Source organism: Denitratisoma sp., assembly GCA_032027165.1.
Lineage (GTDB): Bacteria > Pseudomonadota > Gammaproteobacteria > Burkholderiales > Rhodocyclaceae > Desulfobacillus.
Window position 1 is genome coordinate 2,158,506 of record JAVSMO010000001.1, and the last position, 21,705, is coordinate 2,180,210.

Annotated in this window: 23 protein-coding genes, 1 tRNA gene and 1 other RNA gene; 12 read left to right on the forward strand and 13 right to left on the reverse strand. The window is 67.9% G+C overall.

The window, feature by feature from the left end; all coding sequences use genetic code 11:
* Positions 1-92: 92 nt before the first annotated feature.
* Both rnpB and ROZ00_10555 read right to left on the reverse strand, forming a co-directional pair.
* Positions 93-477: RNase P RNA component class A (gene rnpB, locus ROZ00_10550), an RNA gene on the reverse strand.
* Positions 478-612: 135 nt separating this feature from the next.
* Positions 613-1,458: a DUF3025 domain-containing protein gene (locus tag ROZ00_10555; protein MDT3736657.1), complete on the reverse strand. Its 846-nt coding sequence runs from the start codon at positions 1,456-1,458 to the stop codon at positions 613-615.
* A 30-nt stretch (positions 1,459-1,488) separates the two neighbouring features.
* Here ROZ00_10555 and ROZ00_10560 point away from each other — a divergent pair, with 30 nt between their 5' ends.
* Positions 1,489-2,826 carry an MFS transporter gene (locus ROZ00_10560; GenBank protein MDT3736658.1) on the forward strand — a complete coding sequence of 446 codons (1,338 nt, stop codon included), beginning with the start codon at positions 1,489-1,491 and terminating at the stop codon, positions 2,824-2,826.
* Here ROZ00_10560 and ROZ00_10565 read toward each other — a convergent pair.
* The 3 genes from ROZ00_10565 to rsmI are packed head-to-tail and all read right to left on the reverse strand — an operon-like array spanning position 2,798 to position 5,164.
* Positions 2,798-3,247 (reverse strand): hypothetical protein, encoded by a 450-nt coding sequence (locus tag ROZ00_10565; GenBank protein MDT3736659.1) that lies wholly within the window; start codon positions 3,245-3,247, stop codon positions 2,798-2,800. The genes ROZ00_10560 and ROZ00_10565 overlap by 29 nt on opposite strands.
* Complete coding sequence (pyrC, locus tag ROZ00_10570) at positions 3,244-4,278, reverse strand: dihydroorotase (GenBank protein ID MDT3736660.1); 1,035 nt, start codon at positions 4,276-4,278, stop codon at positions 3,244-3,246. The genes ROZ00_10565 and pyrC overlap by 4 nt, the downstream gene beginning before the upstream one ends.
* A 19-nt stretch (positions 4,279-4,297) precedes the next feature.
* Positions 4,298-5,164, reverse strand: coding sequence for a 16S rRNA (cytidine(1402)-2'-O)-methyltransferase (gene rsmI, locus ROZ00_10575; GenBank protein ID MDT3736661.1), 867 nt, complete (start codon positions 5,162-5,164; stop codon positions 4,298-4,300).
* 62 nt (positions 5,165-5,226) lie between these two features.
* Between rsmI and ROZ00_10580 the strand changes: the two genes are divergently transcribed.
* From ROZ00_10580 to rfaE2, 5 genes are read left to right on the forward strand one after another with little or no spacing between them, the layout of a single operon-like run.
* On the forward strand, positions 5,227-5,562 hold the full coding sequence (locus tag ROZ00_10580) for a YraN family protein (GenBank protein MDT3736662.1): 336 nt from the start codon (positions 5,227-5,229) through the stop codon (positions 5,560-5,562).
* The gene (locus ROZ00_10585) at positions 5,552-5,923 is read left to right on the forward strand and encodes an HIRAN domain-containing protein (protein MDT3736663.1); all 372 of its coding nucleotides are present in this window, start codon (positions 5,552-5,554) and stop codon (positions 5,921-5,923) included. Before ROZ00_10580 ends, ROZ00_10585 begins: the two co-directional genes overlap by 11 nt.
* A 54-nt stretch (positions 5,924-5,977) precedes the next feature.
* Positions 5,978-6,571 carry a phosphoheptose isomerase gene (locus ROZ00_10590; GenBank protein MDT3736664.1) on the forward strand — a complete coding sequence of 198 codons (594 nt, stop codon included), beginning with the start codon at positions 5,978-5,980 and terminating at the stop codon, positions 6,569-6,571.
* Complete coding sequence (locus tag ROZ00_10595) at positions 6,568-7,203, forward strand: BON domain-containing protein (protein ID MDT3736665.1); 636 nt, start codon at positions 6,568-6,570, stop codon at positions 7,201-7,203. The genes ROZ00_10590 and ROZ00_10595 overlap by 4 nt, the downstream gene beginning before the upstream one ends.
* 6 nt (positions 7,204-7,209) lie before the next feature.
* The gene (gene rfaE2 / locus ROZ00_10600; protein MDT3736666.1) at positions 7,210-7,701 is read left to right on the forward strand and encodes a D-glycero-beta-D-manno-heptose 1-phosphate adenylyltransferase; all 492 of its coding nucleotides are present in this window, start codon (positions 7,210-7,212) and stop codon (positions 7,699-7,701) included.
* Here the strand turns inward: rfaE2 and ROZ00_10605 are convergent.
* Genes ROZ00_10605 through ROZ00_10615 form a run of 3 tightly spaced genes read right to left on the reverse strand, consistent with a single transcriptional unit; the run spans position 7,688 to position 10,863 of the window.
* Entirely contained in the window at positions 7,688-9,037 is a 1,350-nt protein-coding gene (locus ROZ00_10605) for a TAXI family TRAP transporter solute-binding subunit (GenBank protein ID MDT3736667.1), read from the reverse strand. The genes rfaE2 and ROZ00_10605 overlap by 14 nt on opposite strands.
* A gap of 28 nt (positions 9,038-9,065) precedes the next feature.
* Positions 9,066-9,515: a single-stranded DNA-binding protein gene (gene ssb / locus ROZ00_10610; protein ID MDT3736668.1), complete on the reverse strand. Its 450-nt coding sequence runs from the start codon at positions 9,513-9,515 to the stop codon at positions 9,066-9,068.
* A gap of 1 nt (position 9,516) precedes the next feature.
* Positions 9,517-10,863, reverse strand: coding sequence for an MFS transporter (locus tag ROZ00_10615; GenBank protein MDT3736669.1), 1,347 nt, complete (start codon positions 10,861-10,863; stop codon positions 9,517-9,519).
* Between the two features lie 93 nt (positions 10,864-10,956).
* Between ROZ00_10615 and uvrA the strand changes: the two genes are divergently transcribed.
* From uvrA to ROZ00_10645, 6 genes are all read left to right on the forward strand, one after another.
* Entirely contained in the window at positions 10,957-13,821 is a 2,865-nt protein-coding gene (gene uvrA, locus ROZ00_10620) for an excinuclease ABC subunit UvrA (protein MDT3736670.1), read from the forward strand.
* An 11-nt stretch (positions 13,822-13,832) separates the two neighbouring features.
* Entirely contained in the window at positions 13,833-14,255 is a 423-nt protein-coding gene (locus ROZ00_10625; protein ID MDT3736671.1) for an SseB family protein, read from the forward strand.
* A 76-nt stretch (positions 14,256-14,331) separates the two neighbouring features.
* A complete protein-coding gene (locus ROZ00_10630) occupies positions 14,332-14,964 on the forward strand; it encodes an arylesterase (protein ID MDT3736672.1) in 633 nt (210 codons plus the stop codon).
* A gap of 14 nt (positions 14,965-14,978) precedes the next feature.
* Entirely contained in the window at positions 14,979-15,788 is an 810-nt protein-coding gene (locus ROZ00_10635; GenBank protein ID MDT3736673.1) for an ABC transporter ATP-binding protein, read from the forward strand.
* Positions 15,789-15,918: 130 nt separating this feature from the next.
* Positions 15,919-16,539 (forward strand): class I SAM-dependent methyltransferase, encoded by a 621-nt coding sequence (locus ROZ00_10640; GenBank protein ID MDT3736674.1) that lies wholly within the window; start codon positions 15,919-15,921, stop codon positions 16,537-16,539.
* Positions 16,532-18,391, forward strand: a complete 1,860-nt coding sequence (locus ROZ00_10645) for a sulfatase-like hydrolase/transferase (GenBank protein ID MDT3736675.1) — start codon at positions 16,532-16,534, stop codon at positions 18,389-18,391. Before ROZ00_10640 ends, ROZ00_10645 begins: the two co-directional genes overlap by 8 nt.
* A gap of 92 nt (positions 18,392-18,483) precedes the next feature.
* On the opposite strand, the gene ROZ00_10650 is transcribed toward ROZ00_10645, so the two are convergent.
* From ROZ00_10650 to ROZ00_10670, 5 genes are all read right to left on the reverse strand, one after another.
* Positions 18,484-18,559, reverse strand: a tRNA-Ala gene (locus ROZ00_10650).
* A 45-nt stretch (positions 18,560-18,604) separates the two neighbouring features.
* Positions 18,605-19,597 (reverse strand): L-threonylcarbamoyladenylate synthase, encoded by a 993-nt coding sequence (locus ROZ00_10655; GenBank protein ID MDT3736676.1) that lies wholly within the window; start codon positions 19,595-19,597, stop codon positions 18,605-18,607.
* A 68-nt stretch (positions 19,598-19,665) separates the two neighbouring features.
* Positions 19,666-20,160 (reverse strand): 5-(carboxyamino)imidazole ribonucleotide mutase, encoded by a 495-nt coding sequence (gene purE, locus ROZ00_10660; GenBank protein MDT3736677.1) that lies wholly within the window; start codon positions 20,158-20,160, stop codon positions 19,666-19,668.
* A gap of 13 nt (positions 20,161-20,173) precedes the next feature.
* A complete protein-coding gene (folD, locus tag ROZ00_10665; protein ID MDT3736678.1) occupies positions 20,174-21,028 on the reverse strand; it encodes a bifunctional methylenetetrahydrofolate dehydrogenase/methenyltetrahydrofolate cyclohydrolase FolD in 855 nt (284 codons plus the stop codon).
* A 64-nt stretch (positions 21,029-21,092) separates the two neighbouring features.
* Positions 21,093-21,701 carry an indolepyruvate oxidoreductase subunit beta gene (locus tag ROZ00_10670; protein MDT3736679.1) on the reverse strand — a complete coding sequence of 203 codons (609 nt, stop codon included), beginning with the start codon at positions 21,699-21,701 and terminating at the stop codon, positions 21,093-21,095.
* Between the last annotated feature and the right edge of the window lie 4 nt (positions 21,702-21,705).

Consider the following 21,705-nt stretch of genomic DNA (forward strand, 5'->3'; position numbering starts at 1 on the left):
AAAAATTAATCCTTAAAAAACAATATGGATAGAAAGCGAAGTGAAAGTTGAGTGTCAAGAGCGGCAGTCTTGTGCCGTCATATGAAGCGGGAGTTGGAAGTCCGCCGATAAGCCGGGTTCTGTAAGACAGCCGAAGCTGTCCGGCAACCATTCCTCTGGGCGACGCGTTGCCGCGGCGCTCTAGCAGCCTACCCGGAAGCGACGCGAGCAGCGTCATGGCTTCCCTATTTGGCCTTGCCCCGGATGGGGTTTAGCGTGCCAGCCGTGTTGCCACGGACTGCGGTGGGCTCTTACCCCGCCATTTCACCCTTGCCTGATCCCCTTGGGGGGGCCATCGGCGGTGTGTTTTCTGTGCCACTTTCCGTCGCCTTGGGTCTTTCGACTTGCTGCGCCCGGCCGTTAGCCGGCATCCTGCTCTATGGGGCCCGGACTTTCCTCCATGCGCACAAGGCGCACAGCGGCTGCCTGGCGGACTTCCATGTTCATTATATCGCGGCTACACCGTTTATTTTCAATGCCTTACAATTTATTTTCAGGCTCGCCTTGATCTGCCAACGGGGCCGTCCGAAAATAAGGGGGGAACGGAATAAGGCTTTCTTAGCAGGGGCCATCTCAAACCTCCGCTTCCATTGCAGGCCCCGCTTCGGCGGGGCCTCTTTTTCTTGGGCGGAACTGGCGCACGTCGTCGTAGTAGGACGGCGCCTCGCTCTCGACCACCACGCCGGGAATGCCGAGCAGCGGCAGCGGCTGAAACGCGCGCGGCTGCGCATACGAGTCGGGCCGCAAAAAAATTTCGGCGAGACGCGCATCGACATCGGCGACCTGCTGTTCGACCGGTCGCGCCAGCCACGCCGCGCCCGCTTCGAGAAAAACCGCCTTCGCCGTCAGCCCGACAAAGGGCGCGCGCAACTGGTCCCAGGTAGCGTGGCCGAAAACGAAGAAACGCATGTCGCGCACCAGTTGCGCACGATGCCTCCAGAACAGTTCCTTCCATTCATGTGCGCGGATCAGGTCGACCAGCGCCGGCGAGGCTGACGCGACGACGATGCCGCACTCGTCGAACTGCGTGACGGCATCGCGCATCGCGCCGCGTGCGCCGCTGCCGGCCGCACGCTGCGCCTGGAGGGCGGCATGGTGACGGCCGTTGAGGACGTGCTTGGTGCGCGGATAGGCCATCCAGGCCAACGCGTTGAAGAAGTCGTGCCAATTGCCCGGCCGCGTCTCGACTTCGCCTTTCGCGTAGACGCGCTCTTCATAGCCGCCTGAATTCCCTGCCGGCAGGACAAAGCGCACGGGTGCGCCGCTGGCCGCCCGCGGCGGCTTCGCGAGCATTTCCAGCAAGTCATTCAGCGCATCGACGCCGGGAGGCGTCTCGCCGCCGAAGAAGCGCAGCCGGTCCGCAATGGACTCGAAAAGGGGGCGCGCCGCCAGCGCCACGAGATCGGTGATAGGGGCCATAATCCGTCCAATCATTTTACGCGCCCCGCCATGGCCTACGAGAAACGCTCCCGCACGCTGACCGAGGATGTGAGACCGCGCGAGGCCTGGGCCTGGGCGATGTACGACTTCGCCAACTCGGGCTACACGACGGTGGTGATCACCGCCGTTTTCAACGCCTACTTCGTCGCCGTCGTCGCGCAGCGCGCGCCGTGGGCCACGCTGGCGTGGACGGCGACGCTGGCCGTCTCCTACGCCCTGATCGTGCTGACCGCGCCGCTGATCGGCGCCTGGGCCGATGCGCGCGCCGCCAAGAAGCGCCTGCTCGCGATCACCACCGTCGGCTGCGTGATCTTCACCGCCGCGCTCTACTTCACCGGCCCCGGCACGCTCGCCGTCGCCGTGGCCTGCGTCATCGCCTCCAACTATTTCTTCGGCACCGGCGAGAACCTGATCGCCGCCTTCCTGCCGGAACTGGCGAAGAGCCGCGCCATGGGCCGCGTCTCCGGCTGGGGCTGGAGCCTGGGCTACCTCGGCGGGCTGCTCTCGCTGGGGCTCTGCCTGGCCTGGCTCTCGCAGGCCAAGGCGGCCGGCCGCGAGACGGCGCAGGCGGTGCCGGAGACCCTGCTCATCACCGCCGCGCTGTTCGCCGTGGCAAGCCTGCCGACCTTCCTCTTCCTGCGCGAGCGCGCCGTGCCGCAGGCGGCGGTCGACGGCATCGTGCACACCGCCTGGTCGCGCCTGGCGGCGACGCTGCACCACGCGCGGCGCTTCCGCGACCTGTCGCGCTTTCTCGTCTGCACCCTCTTCTACCAGGCCGGCATCGCCGCGGTGATCACGCTCGCCGCGATCTACGCCCAGGAGGCGATGAAATTCTCGACGCAGGACACGCTGGTGCTGATCCTGGTGGTGAACCTGACGGCGGCTTTCGGCGCCTTCGGCTTCGGCTACCTGCAGGACCGCATCGGCCACGTGCGCGCCATCGCGCTGACCTTGTGCGGCTGGATCCTGATGATCGTGCTGGCCTGGCTGGCCGAGGGCAGGATGCTGTTCTGGGTGGCCGCCAACATCGCCGGCCTGTGCATGGGCGCCTCGCAATCGGCCGGGCGCGCCATGGTCGGCTACCTGGCGCCGCCGTCGCGGCTGGCGGAATTCTTCGGCCTGTGGGGGCTGGCCGTGAAGCTGGCCTCGATCTTCGGCCCGCTGACCTACGGCCTCGCCAACTGGCTTTCCGGCGGCGACCACCGCCGGGCCATCCTCATCACCGGCGCCTACTTCATCGCCGGCCTGGCGCTGCTCTCGGGAATCGACGTCCGGCGCGGGCGGCGCTCGGCGTTGCGCTCGGAACGCGAGGAACGCGCTACTGCGACGCGGCCGGCGGCGGCGTAACGGCGGCAGGCGCGGCGCTGAACTTCAGCCGCTGGCCTTGCATGCGGAAAGTGCCCAGCAGCGCGCCCGGTTTCTGCGGCGCCGCCTTGAAGGCCTGCAACTCGCAGTTGGCGAGGCCGAGCGCGTAGTGGCGGCGGCCCTGCCTGAGAATCAGGATCGGCTCGGCGAATTCGCCTGCCTCGGGACGGAACACCTCGAGCGCGATCTCGGCGGGCATGGCCGCATCGAGCCGGCTGCGGCGCTGGCAGTCCGGCAGGCGCGACATCACCAGTTCCAGATCCACTCTCTGGTTCCAGAACCAGGGCTGCTTCGCCTGCAGCGTCAGGCTGTGGTCCTTGCCATCCAGGGACAGGGTGGCACTTTCATTCATGCAGCCGGCCAGCAGCAGCGCAGCGGGCAGCGCCAGGATCAGCGGCTTCATGCCCGCACGCGCCAGTTCAGGGTTTCGCCGGCACGCAGCGGCACCAGCGTGTCGTCGCCGAAGGGCAGGCTGTCCGGCACGCGCCAAGCCTCCTGCTCCAGCGTGACCGTCCCCGCGTTGCGCGGCAGGCCGTAGTAGTCGGCGCCGTGGAAGCTGGCGAAGGCTTCCAGCCGGTCGAGCGCGCCGGCCGCCGCGAAGGCCTCGGCATACAGCTCGAGGGCGTGGAGCGCCGTGTAGCAGCCAGCGCAGCCGCAGGCGGCCTCCTTGGTGTTGCGCGCGTGCGGCGCCGAATCGGTGCCGAGAAAGAATTTCGGATTGCCCGAGACGGCGGCCTTCACCAGCGCACGGCGATGCGTCTCGCGCTTGAGCACCGGCAGGCAGTAGTGGTGCGGCCGCACGCCGCCGGCCAGCAGCGCGTTGCGGTTCATCAGCAGGTGGTGGGCGGTGAGGGTGCCGGCCACGTTGGAACCCATCGCCTCGACGAACTGCACGCCCTCCAGCGTGGTGATGTGCTCGAGCACCAGGCGCAGTCTCGGGAAGCGCTGCAACAGCGGCGCCAGCACCCGCTCGATGAAGACGCGCTCGCGATCGAAGATGTCGACCTCGGCGTCCGTCACCTCGCCGTGCACCAGCAGCGGCAGACCCAGCTCCTCCATGCGCCCCAGCGCGCCGAAGCATCTGCCGATGTCGGTGACGCCGGAATCCGAGTTGGTGGTGGCGCCCGCCGGGTAGTACTTGACGGCATGCACGACGCCGGAGGCCTTGGCGCGGTCGATCTCCTGCGCCGGCGTGTTGTCCGTCAGGTACAGCGTCATCAGCGGTGCAAAAGTCAGTCCCGGCGGCACGGCGGCGAGGATGCGGCTGCGGTAGGCGGCGGCCTGCGCGGCGGTGGTCACCGGCGGCTTCAGGTTCGGCATGACGATGGCGCGTGCGAACTGCCGCGCCGTGTGCGGCACCACGGTCGCCAGCGCGGCGCCGTCGCGCAGGTGGAGATGCCAGTCGTCGGGGCGGGTGAGGGTCAGGGTTTGCATGGGGTCGGATTATACGCAGCTAGCCGGCGTGCTTTTTCTCCAGGGCCAAGTCGTAGAGCGCATTCCTCGACGCGCCGCTGATCTCGGCCGCCAGCTTCACCGCCTGCTTGAGCGGCAGCTCCGCCAGCAGCAGGTCGAGCATCCGTTCCGCCTCTGCCGGCACGCCCTCCGCCGGCGGCGGCGCCGAGACGGCCAGCACGAACTCGCCGCGGCGGCGATCCGCGTCCGCCGCCAGCCAAGCCGGCGCCTCCGCCAGCGGCAGGCTGGCGATGGACTCGAACAGCTTGGTCAGCTCGCGCGCGATGACCAGGGTGCGCTGCGGCTCCAGCACCGCGGCGAGGTCGGCTACGGTCTCCTCGATGCGGTGCGGCGCCTCGTAGAAGACCAGGGCGCAGGGCAGCGGCTTCAGTTCGGCGAGGGCCCTGCGGCGGGCCGCCTCCTTCGCCGGCAGGAAGCCGTAGAAGAGGAAGTGCGGATCGGTGAGGCCGGAGGCGGAGAGCGCGGCGATCGCGGCGTTCGGTCCCGGCACCGGAATTACCTCATGACCGGCCGCGCGCACCGCCGCCACGGCGCGCGCGCCAGGATCCGAGACGGCCGGCGTGCCGGCGTCCGACACAAGGGCGACGGCACGGCCGTCGCGCAGCAGCCGGAGCAACCGCTCCGCGGACGCTGCCTCGTTGTGCTCGTGCAGGGAGAAAGTCTCGGCGCGGATGCCGAAGTGGTCGAGCAGCCGGCGCGTGTGGCGCGTGTCCTCGCAGGCGATGGCATCGGCCCCGCGCAGCACCTCGAGCGCGCGCGCGCCGATGTCGCCGAGGTTTCCCAGCGGCGTGGCCACCACATATAATGCCGGTGTCTTGAGCCCGGCGCCCGTGTCCCGATGCCGCATCGCAATGCCATGATTGGTTTGACTGCCCGCATTGTCGGGCGGCCCGCTCCGGGGCGCAAGCCATGAACGCGCGCGGCAGCGAAGCCGAGGCGCAGGCGGCGGACTACCTGATTCGGCAGGGCCTGAAGATCCTGGCGCGCAACTACCGCTGCCGCGGCGGCGAGATCGACCTGGTCTGCCGCGACGGCGCCACCCTGGTCTTCGTCGAGGTGCGCCTGCGCACGCACCGCGGCTATGGCGGCGCCGCGGCGAGCATCACCCCCGCCAAGCAACGGCGCATCGCGCTGGCCGCCAACCACTACCTCGCCGGCAAGCCCCTGCCCGCCTGCCGCTTCGATGCAGTGCTGCTCGACGGCACGCGCATCGACTGGATCCGCAATGCCTTCGATGCGGCGTAGCCTGCTGGCGCTGGGCTGCGTCGCCTGCCTTGCCCTGCCGGCGCGGGCGGAGTCGATCAAGGTAATGGTGCAAAGCTCGCCGCTGGCCGGCTTCCAGTTCTACGCCGGACGCGAACTGTGGGACGAGATGAAGGTTGGCGATGCGCTCGTGCTGGTGCGCGAGCCTCAGAATCTGCACGATCCGCACGCGATCCGCGTCGAATGGCGTGGCCGCAAGCTGGGCTACCTGCCGCGCGCGGAGAACCGCGCCGTCTCGGCGGAAATGGATCGCGGCGGCAAGGTGGAAGCGCGCATCGCGCGGCTGAATCGGCATCTCGATCCGTGGAAGCGCATCCAGGTCGAGGTGTTCGTCGTGCTATAGCGACAGCGGGAAGGGGAACCTCGGCGCCATGCTAGAATCAGACGCTCAATCGCCATGAACCTGCTCGCCCGCATCTCCCGCCAGTTCGAGGACAGCGCCCAGACCAAGCTGGCCGCCATGGAGGCCCTCGCCGCACCGATCGCGCAGGCGGTCGAGGCGATGGTGGCGAGCCTGCTCGCCGGCGGCAAGATCATGGCCTGCGGCAACGGCGGCTCGGCGGCCGATTCGCAGCACTTCGCCGCCGAACTGCTCAATCGTTTCGAGAAGGAGCGCCCGCCGCTCGCCGCCGTGGCGCTGACCACCGACACCTCGACGCTGACTTCCATCGCCAACGACTATTCGTACGACCAGGTTTTCGCCAAGCAGGTGCGCGCCCTGGGTCAGCCCGCCGACGTGCTGCTGGCGATCTCGACCAGCGGCAACTCGCCGAACGTCGTCGAGGCGATCCATGCCGCCCACGAGCGCGAGGTGCGCGTGGTGGCCCTGACCGGGAAGAGTGGCGGCGCCATCGGCCCGCTGCTGAACGACACGGACGTGCACATCTGCGTGCCGTCCGACCGCACAGCGCGCATCCAGGAGGTGCACCTGCTCGCCCTGCATTGCCTGTGCGACGGAATCGACTGCATGTTGCTAGGAGAGGACGCATGAAGAAGCTGCTGCTTGCCACCACATTGATTTCACTTTCGCTGCCGGCCCTGCAGGGCTGCGTGCCGGCGGTCGCCACCGGCGTCGGCGCCGGCGCCCTGATGATCGTCGACCGGCGTGCCGGAGAAACCTATCTCGCCGACGAGGCCATCGAGATCCGCTCGCTCAACCGCATCAACGAGAAGTTCGGCGACAAGGTGCACGTCAACGTCACCAGCTACAACATGAAGGTGCTGCTCACCGGCGAGGTGCCGGATGCCGGCATCAAGGACGAGCTCGAAAAGGCCGTCGCCGGCATCGTCAACGTCAAGGGCGTCGCCAACGAGGTGACGATCGGCGCCATCAGCAGCTTCAGTGACCGCAGCAACGACACCTACATCACCTCGAAGGTGAAGGCGCGCTTCATCGATGCCAACAAGTTCCAGGTCAACCACGTCAAGGTGGTGACCGAAGCCGGCACGGTGTTCCTGCTCGGGCTGGTCACGCGCAAGGAGGCCGACGACGCCGTCGAGATCGCCCGCACCACGGCCGGCGTGAAGAAAGTCGTGCGCATCTTCGAGTACATCGAGTTCAAAGATGCGCAGCGGCTCGACAAGCGCCCGACGGAAGATGCCAAGGCCGGGCAGAAGCAGTAAGCCCGGATGCACCACACCGCACCCGCCGCCTTCGAGTCCAAACTCTGCCCGCCCGGGGAAGTGGCGGCGCGCCTCGCCGGACTTCCTCGCCCGCTGGTGTTCACCAACGGCTGCTTCGATATCCTGCATCGCGGCCACGTCACCTATCTGGCGCAGGCGCGGGCGCTCGGCGCCAGCCTGGTCGTCGGCGTGAACACGGATGCTTCGGTCAGGCGCCTCGGCAAGGGCGATGACCGGCCGGTCAACGGCCTCGAGGACCGCATGGCGGTGCTGGCGGCGCTGGAAAGCGTATCGTTGGTAACGTGGTTCGACGAGGACACGCCGCTGGAACTCATTCGCGCCGTGCAACCCGAGGTGCTGGTGAAAGGCGGCGACTGGGCGCCGGAGAAGATTGTCGGCGCCGAACTCGTGCAAGCGCGCGGCGGCCGGGTGCACTCGATTCCCTTCCGCCACGCGCGTTCGACCAGCGCCCTGCTGGCGAAGATCAGGGCTCTTTAGCCGCCCCTTGTGGCGTCCGCCGCAGGATGGTGGCGCGCACCAGGCCCAGGTGCACCCGAAGCGTATACAGCATGTCGGTAAAGGCCAGCGGCGTCGGGATGTGGTGCACATCGTCCTCGATGCGGTCTAGCTGTTCCAGCCATTCTTCCCGGCTGTGCCGTTGCGGGTTCGCCTCCACCTCGGCCTCGAGGAACTTCAGTTCGCCATAGCGCCGGTAGATGCGGGAGCGTATCCGCCAGCTGTAGAGTGCCGGCGCGAACTTCATGATCGGGATGAGCAGGGCGAAGATCGGCACCAGCAGGACCACCATGCGGTCGATCAGGTTCGCCGCCCAGAACGACAGGTAACGCTGCAGGAAGGGCTTGCCCGACTTGTAGAAGCGCTCGGCATCGGGCGAAAGCGGAAAGTCAGCCTGTCCGGCACGGGGGAATTCGCCTGGGCGCTGGAAGATGCCTGCCTCGCCGTGCACCTCCTGCGTCGCCTGGAGCAGGAGCTGGACCAGGGCCGGATGCGTCGATTCATGCGCCACCAGCGTGGCCATCGGCGAGACCAGCGTCACGTCGCGGGCCGGGATGTTGCGCGTCATGTCGATCGCCCCCTGCGGCAACGTCAGGCGGGCGAGGTGGGGGAAGAGCCGCGTATAGGCATCGGCATGCGCGAAACTCATCAGGCGCACGTCCTCCGCGTAGAGCAGCGACCAGACCGCCGCGGAACGCTCGGCGCCGACGAGGAACACAGCGTCCACCTTGCGGCTCTGCAGCGCTTCCACGGCGGAGAGGCCGCCGAACGGCAGCAGCGTGGCGTTCTGCGTGTCCAGGCCGTTGGCCTCGAGCAGCTGCAGCGCCAGCTTGCGCGTGCCGCTGCCCTCCGCGCCGACGGCGATGCGGCTGCCCTTGAGCTGGGTGAGACGATCCAGCTCGCGTCCGCCGCGATAGAACACCCAGAGAGGCTCGTAATACAGGTAGCCGAGCGAGAAAAGCGTGTCGACGTTGACGCCGTTGGCGGTGCCGCTCTGAACGAGGGCGACCTCGGTGTCGTCCTCCTCGTCGAGCAGGCGCTTGAGGTTCTCCATGGAGCCGGCCGAGGGCTGGTCGCGCAGCTCGACGCCGTTCCTCGCCAACACCTGGCGATAGCGCTCGGCATAGACCTCGTAGGAGCCGCCCGGCGCACCCGAGGAGATATACAGGTAATCCGGCGGCGCCGGCTTGATGAACTGCGCCGCCAGCCAGAAACCGCCGATCAGCAGCAGCAGCGCCGGCAGGCCGACGGTCAGAAGATCGCGCAGCGACACTTCCCGCAGGCGCTTCAGGCTGACCTTGCGCCGCTTCTCCGCCACTGCCGCCCGTCCTTCATGCCGGTTTGCCTCAGAATGGAATGTCGTCGTCCATGTCGCTGAAATTGGACGCCGGCGCCTTCTTGCCGCCGGCGGACGGCGCCGGTGCCGCTTCACGCTCGCGCGGCGGCGCCTCGCCGGCGCCCTGGCGGCTGCCCAGCATCTTCATCTCGTCGGCGCGGATTTCGGTGGTGTAGCGGTCCTGTCCATCCTTGTCCTGCCACTTGCGCGTGCGCAGCGAACCCTCGATATAGACCTGGCTGCCCTTCTTGAGGTACTGGCCGGCGATCTCGGCCAGGCGGCCGTAGAAGGAAACGCGATGCCACTCGGTGGCTTCCTTCTTCTCGCCGGTGGCCTTGTCCTTCCAGGTGTCGGTGGTCGCCAGGCGGATGTTGCAGATCGCGTCGCCGCTCGGCGCGTAGCGGGTCTCCGGGTCCGCCCCCAGGTTGCCGACCAGAATCACTTTGTTGACCGATGCCATTTTATGCTTCCCCTCCCAATAACTGGCGCACGCGCCGTTCGTCCCAACGTTCCAGATTCACTTTCAAATAGGCCATCCGCTTATCGGGCTCGACCACCGCCTCGCGCACGCCGGGCAGGCCGGCGAGCTGCTCGCGCAGCTCATCAAGGTCGACATGCGGCTGGATGATGAACTCGCGCAACGCAACGACCGGCGGCGCCTGCATCGTAACCGCGATCGCCAGCCACAGCAACGCCAATGCGATGCCGACGCCGAAGACGCCCGGCGCGCCGTAGTGCTGCGCCAGGACGCCGCCCACCGCACCGCCAAGGAACAGGCCGAACGACTGCGTCGTGTTGTAGATGCCCAGCGCCGTGCCCTTGGCCTGCGGCGGGGCGATGCGCGAGACGAGCGAGGGCAGGCTCGCTTCGAGGATGTTGAAGACGACGAAGAACACCACCAGGTTGGCCACCAGCGCATTGAACCTGCCGCTGCCGTAGAGGAAGCCCCCCTGTGCCAGCAGCAGGACGAAGACGGAGCCGACGAAGACCGGCTTCATGCGCGCGCGCCGCTCGGCGTAGAAGAGCGGCGGCAGCATCAGCACGAAGCTGGCGAGCACCACCGGGAGGTAGACCTTCCAGTGCCCGGCGACGGGGATGCCGCCGGTGGCGACGATGGCGCCCGGCACGACGACGAACATCGCCATCTGGATGAAGTGCAGCGCGAGGATGCCGAAATTCAGGCGCAGCAGCTGCGGATCCAGCAGCACGTCCATGAAGCCGACCGGTTCATGATCGTGATGCTCGGCCGGCGGCGGATCGGGCACGACCTTCGTCACCAGCAGGATCGCCGCCAGCGCCAGCAGGCCGGTGAGGATGAAGATGCCGTGAAGGCCGATGATGGCGTTGAGCGCCGGCGCCGCCACCAGCGACAGCGCGAACATCAGGCCGATGCTGGAGCCGATCAGCGCCATCACCTTGGTGCGGTGCTGCTCGCGCGTCAGGTCCGCCGCCAGCGCCGTCACCGCCGCGGAGATGGCGCCCGCCCCCTGCAGCGCGCGGCCAAAGATGGTCCACCAGATGTCCGGCGCGGCGGCGGCAATGAAGCTGCCGGCGGCAAAGATCAGCAGGCCGATGACGATGACCCGCTTGCGGCCATAGCGGTCGGAGGCCATGCCGAAGGGCAGCTGCAGCGCCGCCTGGGTCAGGCCGTAGATGCCCAGTGCGATGCCGACCAGGGTCAGGTTGTCGCCGCCCGGCAGCTTGCCCGCGGCGACGGCGAACACCGGCAGGATGAGGAACAGTCCCAGCATGCGCAGGGCGAAAATCGACGCCAGCGACAGGCCGGCGCGCAGCTCCTGCCGGGTCATGCGGTCGGGGTTTGCGGAGGACATGAAACGTGCTTGGCTTGAGACGCGGGAATTGCGTATATTAGCAGATTGCCCTTTTCACCCCGAAGTCCCATGGAACAAATCCGCATCCGCGGCGCGCGGACGCACAACCTGAAGAACCTGAATCTCGACTTGCCGCGCAACAGGCTGACCGTGATCACCGGCCTGTCCGGCTCCGGCAAGTCCTCGCTCGCCTTCGACACGCTCTACGCCGAGGGCCAGCGCCGCTACGTCGAGTCGCTCTCGGCCTACGCACGCCAGTTCCTGCAGCTGATGGAGAAGCCCGACGTCGACCTCATCGAAGGCCTTTCTCCGGCCATCGCCATCGAGCAGAAGGCCACCAGCCACAACCCGCGCTCGACGGTCGGCACCGTCACCGAGATCCACGACTACCTGCGCCTGCTCTTCGCCCGCGCCGGCACGCCGCACTGCCCGGAGCACGGCCAGCCGCTCGCGGCGCAGAGCGTCTCGCAAATGGTGGACCACGTGCTGGCCCTGCCGGAAGATACGAAACTGATGATCCTCGCCCCGGTGGTGGCCGGGCGCAAGGGCGAGCAGCTCGACTTGTTCACCGAGCTGCGCGCGCAGGGCTTCGTGCGCCTTCGCGTCGACGGCCAGGTGCACGACATCGACGCCCTGCCGAAGCTCGCCAAGAACAGCAAGCACAGCATCGACGTGGTGGTCGACCGCCTCAAGGTGCGCATCGACGCGCGCCAGCGCCTGGCCGAGTCCTTCGAGACGGCGCTCACCCATGCCGACGGCCGCGCCGTGGCGGTGGAGATGGATTCCGGCGCCGAGCACCTCTTCTCGGCGCGCTTCGCCTGCCCGGTGTGCAGCTACGCGCTGCAGGAGCTGGAGCCGCGGCTGTTCTCCTTCAACAACCCGATGGGCGCCTGCCCGAAGTGCGACGGCCTCGGCCAGATCAGCTTCTTCGACCCGGCGCGCGTCGTCGCCTACCCGCACCTGTCGCTCGCCTCCGGCGCCATCCGCGGCTGGGACCGGCGCAACCAGTTCTATTACCAGCTGCTCGCCAGCCTGGCCGCGCACTACGGCTTCGACATCGAGCAGCCCTTCGAGGCGCTGGCCGAGGAGCACCGCCAGATCGTGCTCTACGGCTCCGGCCGCGAGAAGGTCGCCTTCCGCTACCTCTCCGAGACCGGCCGCAGCAGCATCAAGGAGCACCCCTTCGAGGGCATCATCCACAACCTCGAGCGCCGCTACAAGGAAACCGACTCCGTCGCCGTGCGCGAGGAGCTGGCGAAATACCTCAACACGCGCCCCTGCCCGGAATGCGAGGGCACGCGCCTGCGGCGCGAGGCACGCCACGTCCTCATCGGCGACCGCAACCTGCCGCAGGTGAACGCCCTGCCGCTGATCGCCGCGCGCGACTTCTTCAACCTGCTGGCGCTCGAGGGCCAGCGCGCCCAGGTGGCGGAAAAGATCGTGCGCGAGATCACCGCGCGGCTGACCTTCCTCATCAACGTCGGCCTCGACTACCTCTCGCTCGACCGCTCCGCCGAGACGCTCTCCGGCGGCGAGGCACAGCGCATCCGGCTGGCCAGCCAGATCGGCTCCGGCCTCACCGGCGTCATGTACGTGCTCGACGAGCCCTCGATCGGCCTGCACCAGCGCGACAACGCGCGCCTGCTGGCGACGTTGGCCGAGCTGCGCGACCTCGGCAACACGGTGATCGTCGTCGAACACGACGAGGAGGCCATCCACGCCGCCGACCATGTGGTGGACATGGGCCCGGGCGCCGGCGAGCACGGCGGACGCATCGTTGCCGAGGGCGCACCGGGCGAAATCACCGCCAACCCCGACTCGCTCACCGGCGCCTACCTCTCGGGAAGGCGCGCCATCGCCCTGCCGGCGAAGCGCCGCGCGCCCGACCTGGCGCGGCAGCTGCGCATCCTCGGCGCGCGCGGCAACAACCTGAGGGAGGTCTCGATCGACCTGCCGGTGGGACTGCTCACCTGCATCACCGGCGTCTCCGGCTCGGGCAAGTCGACGCTCATCAACGACACGCTCTACGCCGCCGCCGCGCGCCACCTTTACGGCAGCAGCGCCGAGCCGGCGCCGCACGAAGCCATCGAGGGCCTGGAGTTCTTCGACAAGGTGATCAGCGTCGACCAGTCGCCGATCGGCCGCACGCCGCGCTCCAACCCGGCCACCTACACGGGCCTCCTGACGCCGATCCGCGAGCTCTTCGCCGGCGTGCCGGAATCGCGCAACCGCGGCTACGGGCCGGGGCGCTTCTCCTTCAACGTCAAGGGCGGCCGCTGCGAGGCCTGCCAGGGCGACGGCCTGGTCAGGGTGGAGATGCACTTCCTGCCCGACATCTTCGTGCCCTGCGACGTCTGCCACGGCAAGCGCTACAACCGCGAGACGCTGGAGATACGCTACAAGGGCAAGACCATCCACGACGTGCTGCGCATGACGGTCGAGCAGGCGCACGCCTTCTTCGACGCCGTGCCGGTGGTGGCGAGGAAGCTCGAAACCCTGCTCGACGTCGGCCTCGGCTACATCGAGCTCGGCCAGTCGGCCACCACGCTTTCCGGCGGCGAGGCGCAGCGCGTCAAGCTGGCGCTGGAGCTCTCCAAGCGCGACACCGGCCGCACGCTCTACATCCTCGACGAGCCGACCACCGGCCTGCACTTCCAGGACATCGAGATGCTGCTCAAGGTGCTCGCGCGGCTGCGCGACCACGGCAACACCATCGTCGTCATCGAGCACAACCTCGACGTCATCAAGACCGCCGACTGGCTCGTCGACCTCGGCCCGGARGGCGGCGAAGGCGGCGGCCGCATCGTCGCYGCGGGGCCGCCGGAACTGGTGGCGCAGCTGTCCGCCAGCCACACCGGCCGCTACCTGAAGCCGCTGCTGGAAGCGCAGGCCCGACGCAAGCAACCCGCCCGCGCCGCCGCGCGCGCCGACTGAAAGGAAACCCCATGACCGAACCGCAGCCCACGCGCAACGCACTGGAAGCCCTGCTGCAGGAATTCCACGAGGGCAAACTGGAGCCGGAGGAATTCGCCCGGCGCCTGCTCGACGTGCAGGTCTTCATGCCGGTGAAGGACGAGAAGCACGCCATCGCCGGCTTCCAGGCCTCGACCAAGGCCGAGCCGCTGGTCGTGGAGGACGGTGGGGGCAACAGCATCCTGGTGCTGTTTTCTTCGCCGGACCGCGCCCGCGATTTCCTCGCCGCCTTCCCCGGCTACGGCGGCGGCATGCTCACCGAGTTCTCCTGGCTGCTGCGCCGCATGGGCGCCGGCATCGCCATCGCCATCAATCCCGAGCAGACGCCCGGCTTCGACCTCGATCCTGAAATGGTCGCCATGGTCGCCGCTCTGCTGCCCGAAGAAGACCAGTAGGCCAAAGTCAGTCTCCACGGCACGGCGGGAAGATCGCGATGAACCCGAATATCAACGAGCAGCGCAGGAAATGGCAATGAGCCGCTGGCGCGCGCGCTTCGCCGCCGGCCTGCTGGCACTGCTCGCCGCCTGTCAGGCACAGAAGGCCGAGCCGCTGCCGCCCGGCACGGTGGTGCTGGCGCTCGGCGACAGCATCACCGCCGGCTACGGCCTGGCGCCCGAACAGGCCTGGCCGGCCCTGCTCGCCGAAAAGACCGGCTGGCAGATCGTCAACGGCGGCGTCAGCGGCGACAAGACCGGCGACGCCCTGGCGCGCCTGCCGGCGCTGATGGACGAGCACGCGCCGAAGCTGGTGCTGGTCACGCTGGGCGGCAACGACATGCTGCGCAAGCTGCCGGAGGAACAGACACGCGGCAACCTGGCGCGCATCCTCGAGCTGGTCCGCGGCCGCAACGCCCAGCCCGTCCTGCTGGCGACGCCGAAACCGAGCGTGGCCGGCGTCGTCTTCCAGAACCTCGCGCCGCCGCCTTTCTATGCCGAAATCGCCAAGGAACGGAAGGTGCCGCTGATCGCCGACGCGATACCGGAAGTGCTCTCCGATCCCGCGCTCAAGCTCGACCAGCTGCACCCCAACGCCGAGGGCCACCAGGCACTCGCCGGCAAGGCGTTTGACGCCCTGCGCAAGCTGGGGTACGTTCGCCCAAACTGAACACGGAAGCCGCCATGCCAGACAAGCAGGACAGCCTGATCGAGATTTCGAATCTCAAGTTTTCCTACAACAGCCTCGATGTGCTGAAAGGCCTCGACCTCGACGTGCCGCGCGGCAAGGTGGTGGCCATCCTCGGCGCCAGCGGCTGCGGCAAGACCACCCTGCTCAGGCTGATCGGCGGCCAATTGCGGCCGGCCGACGGCCACGTCAAGGTCGAAGGCAAGGTCATCCACGAGCTGGACACCGACGCGCTCTACGAGATGCGCCGCAAGATGGGCATGATGTTCCAGCAGGGCGGCCTGTTCACCGACATCTCGACCTTCGAGAACATCGCCTTCCCGATGCGCGAGCGCACCAACCTGCCCGACGAGCTGATCCACGACATGGTCCTGATGAAGCTGCACTCGGTCGGCCTGCGCGGCGCGCACGGACTGATGCCGAGCGAGCTCTCCGGCGGCATGGCGCGCCGCGTCGCCCTGGCGCGTGCCATCGCCATCGATCCCCTGCTGATCATGTACGACGAGCCGTTCTCGGGGCTGGACCCGATCTCGCTCACCCAGATCGGCAACCTGATCCGCGGCCTCAACGACGCCCTCGGCGTCACCTCCATCGTCGTCACCTACGACGTCGCCGAATCGCTCAAGGTGGTCGACTATGCCTACTTCATCTCCGACGGCAAGGTCGTCGCCAAGGGCACGCCCGACGAGATACGCGCCTCGACCGACCCCTTCGTGCGCCAGTTCGTCGACGGCCTCGCCGACGGCCCGGTGGCCTTCCACATGCCGGGCAGGCCGCTGGCTGACGACCTTGCCCTTGCAGGCTAGCCGACCTTAACGTTCCCGCCCGTATTGCCAAGGCCGCCGTCCGGCGGATGGGCCGGCCGACTTCCGTTTTTTTCGCCGCTACGCCTTTATCATTGCGCATTCCAAAGCGAACGGCCGACAACACCTGCCCATGAAGTCCATCACCCAAGAAAACGTCATCAGCACCTACCGGTTTTACGCACCGATCTACGACAGGCTGTTCGGCGCCATTCTGGAGCCCGGCCGGCGCGCCCTCTCCGACACCGTCCGTTCGTTGCGTCCTGCGTCGATCCTGGAAATGGGCGTGGGCACCGGCCTGACCCTGGGACGCTACCCCTCCACCGCAAACGTTACCGGCATCGACATATCCCCCGAGATGCTGGAACTGGCACGCCAACGCGTCGCGCAGATGCCGGATCGCCATATCCGGCTGCAGGCCATGGATGCCGAGGCCCTGGATTTCCCTGACGGTTCCTTCGACTGCGTAACGCTGCCTTATGTGCTTTCCGTAACACCGAATCCGGACCGCCTGATCGCCGAAACGCGCCGGGTCTGCCGCAAGGGCGGAACCATCGTCATCCTCAACCATTTCAGCGGCAGCCGCTTCTGGTGGCTGCTGGAGCGTGTCGTGCGGCCGATGGCCGACCGTATCGGCTTCCGCTCCGATTTCAGCTACGACGAGCAAATACTCGCACACGGCTGGCAGGTGGCCTCGGTGCAGCCGGTCAATTTCCTGGGCTTGTCGAAGCTGGTGGCGATCCGGAATGTCTGAACGTCCCTGGCGCTCGCTGTTCCTCCGGCTCGGGTCGGAGATGACGCTCTGGTATTGCCTGCCGATCGCCTTCCTGGCGGTCTACGTCACGCGCTATGCCGCCCCCGCCGCCGCCATCCTGCCCCACCTCCAGCTCATCGCACTTGCCTTGCTCGCGCTGGCAATGCTGCGGCTGGCCGCGGACCGCTGGCTGCCCGGCATGGCCGCCCGCCTGCTGAGCGCATCGCTGGCCGCCAGCCTGGCGGCTTCCCTGCTGCTCTACTATGGCCTGACCATCATCGGCCTCGACTCGTGGGGGAGGGTCATCTCCTGGAGCCTGATCACCACCTATGCCGCCCAGGCGCTGGACCTGGCGGCCTCGCTCGGGCTGTCAACGACGGCAATCCTGGTCGGGGCCGGCTGCGCCTATGTCGCGCTGATGATTCTGGCATTTCTCTACCTGGCGCGCTTCGACTGGGTGCCCCTGCTGGCGCGGCGCCTCTCCGGCAGCATTCTCGCCCTCACCACCGCCGCCGGTTCCGGCACTGTCGCCATCGGCGTTTACGAATTTTCCGCGGGGCCCTGGATTCCGCAGGCCGAACCGGTCAGCCTGACTTTCTTCCCGCGCGAGGCGACGCGCACCTTCCAAAGCCAGGCCATCGACAGTGCCGAGGCGGCGAAGCGAGACAAGCTGGAGGACGCCGCCCGCGCCGCCTACCAGCCGAATCCGGCTGCAACCCGCCGCAACGTGATCCTGATCGTGGTCGACGCGCTGCGGCCGGACCACATGGGCGTGAACGGCTACGAACGGGAAACCACGCCGAACCTGAGCCGGCTGGCCAAGGCCGGCTTGGTGCGCAACATCGGTGCCGCGCATGCCTCCTGCAGCGAATCCTCCTGCGGACTGTTAAGCCTGGCCAGCTCGAAGTACGTGCATCAATTCTCCTCGCGGCCCTTCACCCTGCAGCAGGTGCTGGTGCAGCACGGCTACCGCATCCACATGATCCTCGGCGGCGACCACACCAATTTCTATGGCCTCAGGGAATCCTACGGCAAGGTTGACAGCTATTTCGACGGCTCGTCGGCGCAGGGCTACTACATGAACGACGACCGGCTGGTCAGCGACCACCTGGCCGGCTTTGCATCCTGGGACGGAACGCCCGTCATGATGCAGTTTCACCTGATGTCGGCCCACCCGCTGGGCAAGCGCCACCCTGACGCCCTGCGCTACCAGCCGGTGACGAATTACGCCAGAACCGGCGTGCGCAACGGGCTCGACGGCCCCAGCGCAGGCACCATGAATTTTTACGACAACGGAGTGATCCAGGTCGATATCGCCATCGCCAGCCTTCTGGACATCCTCGGCCGCAAGGGTTACCTGCGCGAAGCCCTGGTCGTGATCACCGCCGACCACGGCGAACATTTGGGCGAGCACGGCACCTTCGGGCATGGCAACAGCGTGGACGAACCCGCCCTGCGGGTGCCGCTGCTGTTCCTGTCCTATGGCTACCGGCCGTCCGCGCCGTTCGCCGGCAAGCGCATGGCCGCCCAGGTGGACATCGCCCCCACCATCCTGGCCGAACTCGGCATGCCGATACCGGCGACCTGGGTCGGGCAGCCGCTGCAGCAACCCGGACTGGCGCCTTTCAGTTTCTTCCAGCAAGGCGCCAAGGTCGGGCTGGTGGACCACCGGCAACCGGGACGGCCATGGAAATACTGGATCGATGCCAGAACCAGCGTCGAGCATGCCTACGACCTGGGCGCCGATCCTGCGGAGAACCGGAACGCCATCGATGCCGTCGCGGCTGAACTCAAGCAGGAATGGCGGCTGCACGTTCTTCCGGGGGCGGCGCAGTCGTTTTCCAGGCTTTGAGAAGTGCCTGGCGAACGGAACCGCCCCGTCCGGCTGGGCCGGCTTGCGAAATGAAAAAAGCCAACCCGTGCGGGTTGGCTTTTTTCTGCATCTGGTGGACCGGAGGAGGATCGAACTCCCGACCTTCGCATTGCGAACGCGACGCTCTCCCAGCTGAGCTACCGGCCCCGAAAGAGGGGCGGATTATAGCCGGTTTTGGGGGCTGGCCGCCAGTCAGGTCTCGTCATCCTCGCCCGAGCCGGCGGCGGCCCGGCGCAGGCGGTCGTTGACGGCCAGCCAGGCCTCGCCGGCGGGCGGCTGCTGGACGAGGATGCGGACGCAGCCGAGGGCATCCAGTTCGCGCAGGCTGGCGTAGAGGTCGTGGGCGAAGCCGGCCGGCTCGGCGGGCGACTGCTTCCAACTGACGAGTTCGTGGCTGATGGCCTGCGCCGTCGGCGCCAGTACGGCCACCTTTTCGCCCGCCACCAAGGCATTGCGCAGGGCGAAGAGCAGGCCGTCGGAAGACACCAGCTGCAGCGGCGTGCGCGGCGCGTAGTGGGCCTCCAGCGAGCCCGACACGCGCGGCGCATCCGCCTGCGGCGCGGCCGTCTCGGGCGCGCGGCCGAGCACACGGGCGATGTCGGCCGCGCCGACCGCGCCGGGCCGCAGCAGCACCGGCACGCCGCGCGACAGATCCAGGATGGTCGATTCGATGCCCACCGCGCAGGCGCCGCCGTCGAGCACCAGCGGCACGCGGCCGCCGAGCTCCTCGCGCACGTGGGCGGCGGTGGTCGGGCTGATGCGGCCGAAGCGGTTGGCGGAAGGCGCGGCCAGTCCACCCCCATTCGCGCCGCCGAAGGCGGCGAGCAGCTCCAGCGCCAGCGGATGGTTCGGCACGCGCAGGCCCACCGTGTCCTGGCCGCCGGTGACGGCATCCGGCACCTGCGGCTGGCGCTTGAGGATCAGGGTGAGCGGGCCGGGCCAGAAGGCCGCGGCGAGCTTTTCTGCTTCCGGAGGAACCTCGCGCGTCCAGCACGGGAGGTGTTCTGCGGAGGGCAGATGCACGATCAGGGGGTGGTCGGCCGGGCGGCCCTTGGCGGCGAAGATCTTCGCCACGGCAGCGGCATTGCCGGCGTCGGCGCCGAGGCCGTAGACGGTTTCGGTGGGAAAGGCGACGAGCTCGCCCGCGCGCAGCAATGCGACCGCCTGCGCGATCTCATACCGCATCGCACTGGCCATGGATGATGGGCGCCGCGGCAAAAGTCAGTCTGCGCAACACGGCGCCTGGGGGCGGATCAGACCGCAGGCAGCGTCTTTGCCAGAACTTTCTCGGTCTGGCTGACGCGGAACTCGCTGAGTTTCTTCGCCAGCTCCGGATCGGAGAGCGCCAGCATGGCGACGGCGAACAGCGCGGCGTTGGTGGCGCCGGCCTCGCCGATGGCGAAGGTGGCGACGGGAATGCCGCCCGGCATCTGCACCATCGCCAGCAGCGAATCCAGCCCTTGCAGGTGCTTGGAAGGCATCGGCACGGCGAGCACCGGCAGCTCGGTTTTCGCCGCCAGCACGCCGGCGAGGTGGGCGGCGGCGCCGGCGGCGCCGATCAGCACCTTGATGCCGCGCCCGGCCGCCATGCTGGCGTAGTCGAGCGCCGCGTCGGGCGTGCGGTGGGCGGACAGCACCTTGGCTTCGTGGGGAACGCCGAAGCTCTTCAGCGTCTCGGCGCAGGCCTTCATGATGGGCCAGTCGGAATCCGAGCCCATGACGATGCCGACGAGGGGATGCTTGACCATGTTTATCTCCTTTTTATTTGCCAGCAGCGCGATCCGCGCTCTCGATGGTGTTGGCGAGCAGCATGGTGATGGTCATCGGACCCACGCCGCCCGGCACCGGGGTGATGAGCGAAGCGACTTCCTTCGCCGATTCGAAATCCACGTCGCCGCACAATTTTCCGTCCGGCAGGCGGTTGATGCCGACATCGATGACCACCGCGCCCGGCTTGACCATGTCGCCGGTGATCATCTTCGGCTTGCCCACCGCCGCCACCAGCACGTCGGCGCGGCGCGTATGGAATGCCAGGTCCTTCGTCTGCGAATGGCACACCGTGACGGTGGCGCTGGCAGCGATGAGCAGCAGCGTCATCGGCTTGCCGACGATGTTGCTGCGGCCGACCACCACCGCCTCCTTGCCGCGCAGCGAAATGCCTTCGGCGCTCAGCATCTCCATGACGCCGTAGGGCGTGCAGGAAATGAAGCGCGGGTTGCCCTGCGCCAGCAGGCCGACGTTCTCGGCGTGGAAGCCGTCGACATCCTTCTCCGCGGAAATGGCCTCCAGCACCTCGTCCTCGTCGAACTGCGGCGGCAGGGGCAGCTGTACCAGGATGCCGTGGATATTCGGGTCGGCGTTCAGGGCAGCGATCTTGTTGAGCACCTTCTCCGGCGGCGTGTCGGCGGGGAATTCGTATTTCTCGGAATGCACGCCGACCGCCTCGCAGGCCTTGATCTTGTTGCGCACGTACACCTGGGAGGCCGGGTTCTCGCCAACGAGGATCACGGCCAGGCCGGGCTGGCAGCCTTGGGCGGTGAGCTCGGCCGCGCGCTGGCGGAGGGATTCGCGGAGTTTCGCGGAAAGGGCGTTGCCGTCGAGGATCTTGGCGGTCATGGTGGCCTTGAAATGAAGGCGGAGCCCGGAGGCTCCGCGGAATGGCGCTATTTTACACCGACGGTCAGGCTGGCACAGAGGCCTTCGCGGCCGCGGCGCGGCCGGCGGCGAAAGCCTTGCGGTTCGCCTCCACCACCTTCTCGCCCTTGCGCGCGAAGCGCTTGACGATACAGTCGAGCAGCACCTCGGCCGAGAACGGCAGCTGGTCGGCGATGGCGCCGAGCATGACGGTGTTGCCCAGGCGCAGGTCGCCGAGGTCGCGCGCGATGGTGGCGGCGTCGAAGGACACCGTGCGCACGCCGCGCGACTTCATCTCGCCGATCGGGTCGTCCGGATACTTGAAGAGGCCGAGCTCGACCACGGGCGGCACCAGGCGCGCGTCGTTCACCAGCGCCATGGCGCCGGGCTTGAGGTAGTGCGCCCAGCGCAGGGCTTCCGCCGCCTCGAAGCCGAGCAGCACGTCGGCGGTGCCCGGGGCGATCTGCGGCGAGAGCACCTTCGCGCCGAAGCGCAGGTGCGAGGTGACGACGCCGCCGCGCTGGCTCATGCCGGCGACCTCGGTCTTCTTGACGTCGTGGCCTTCGGCGATGGCCGCCTCGGAGAGGATTTCGGTGGCCGTCATGACGCCCTGGCCGCCGATGCCGCAAACAAGGATATTGGTCGTGTTCGGCATGGTT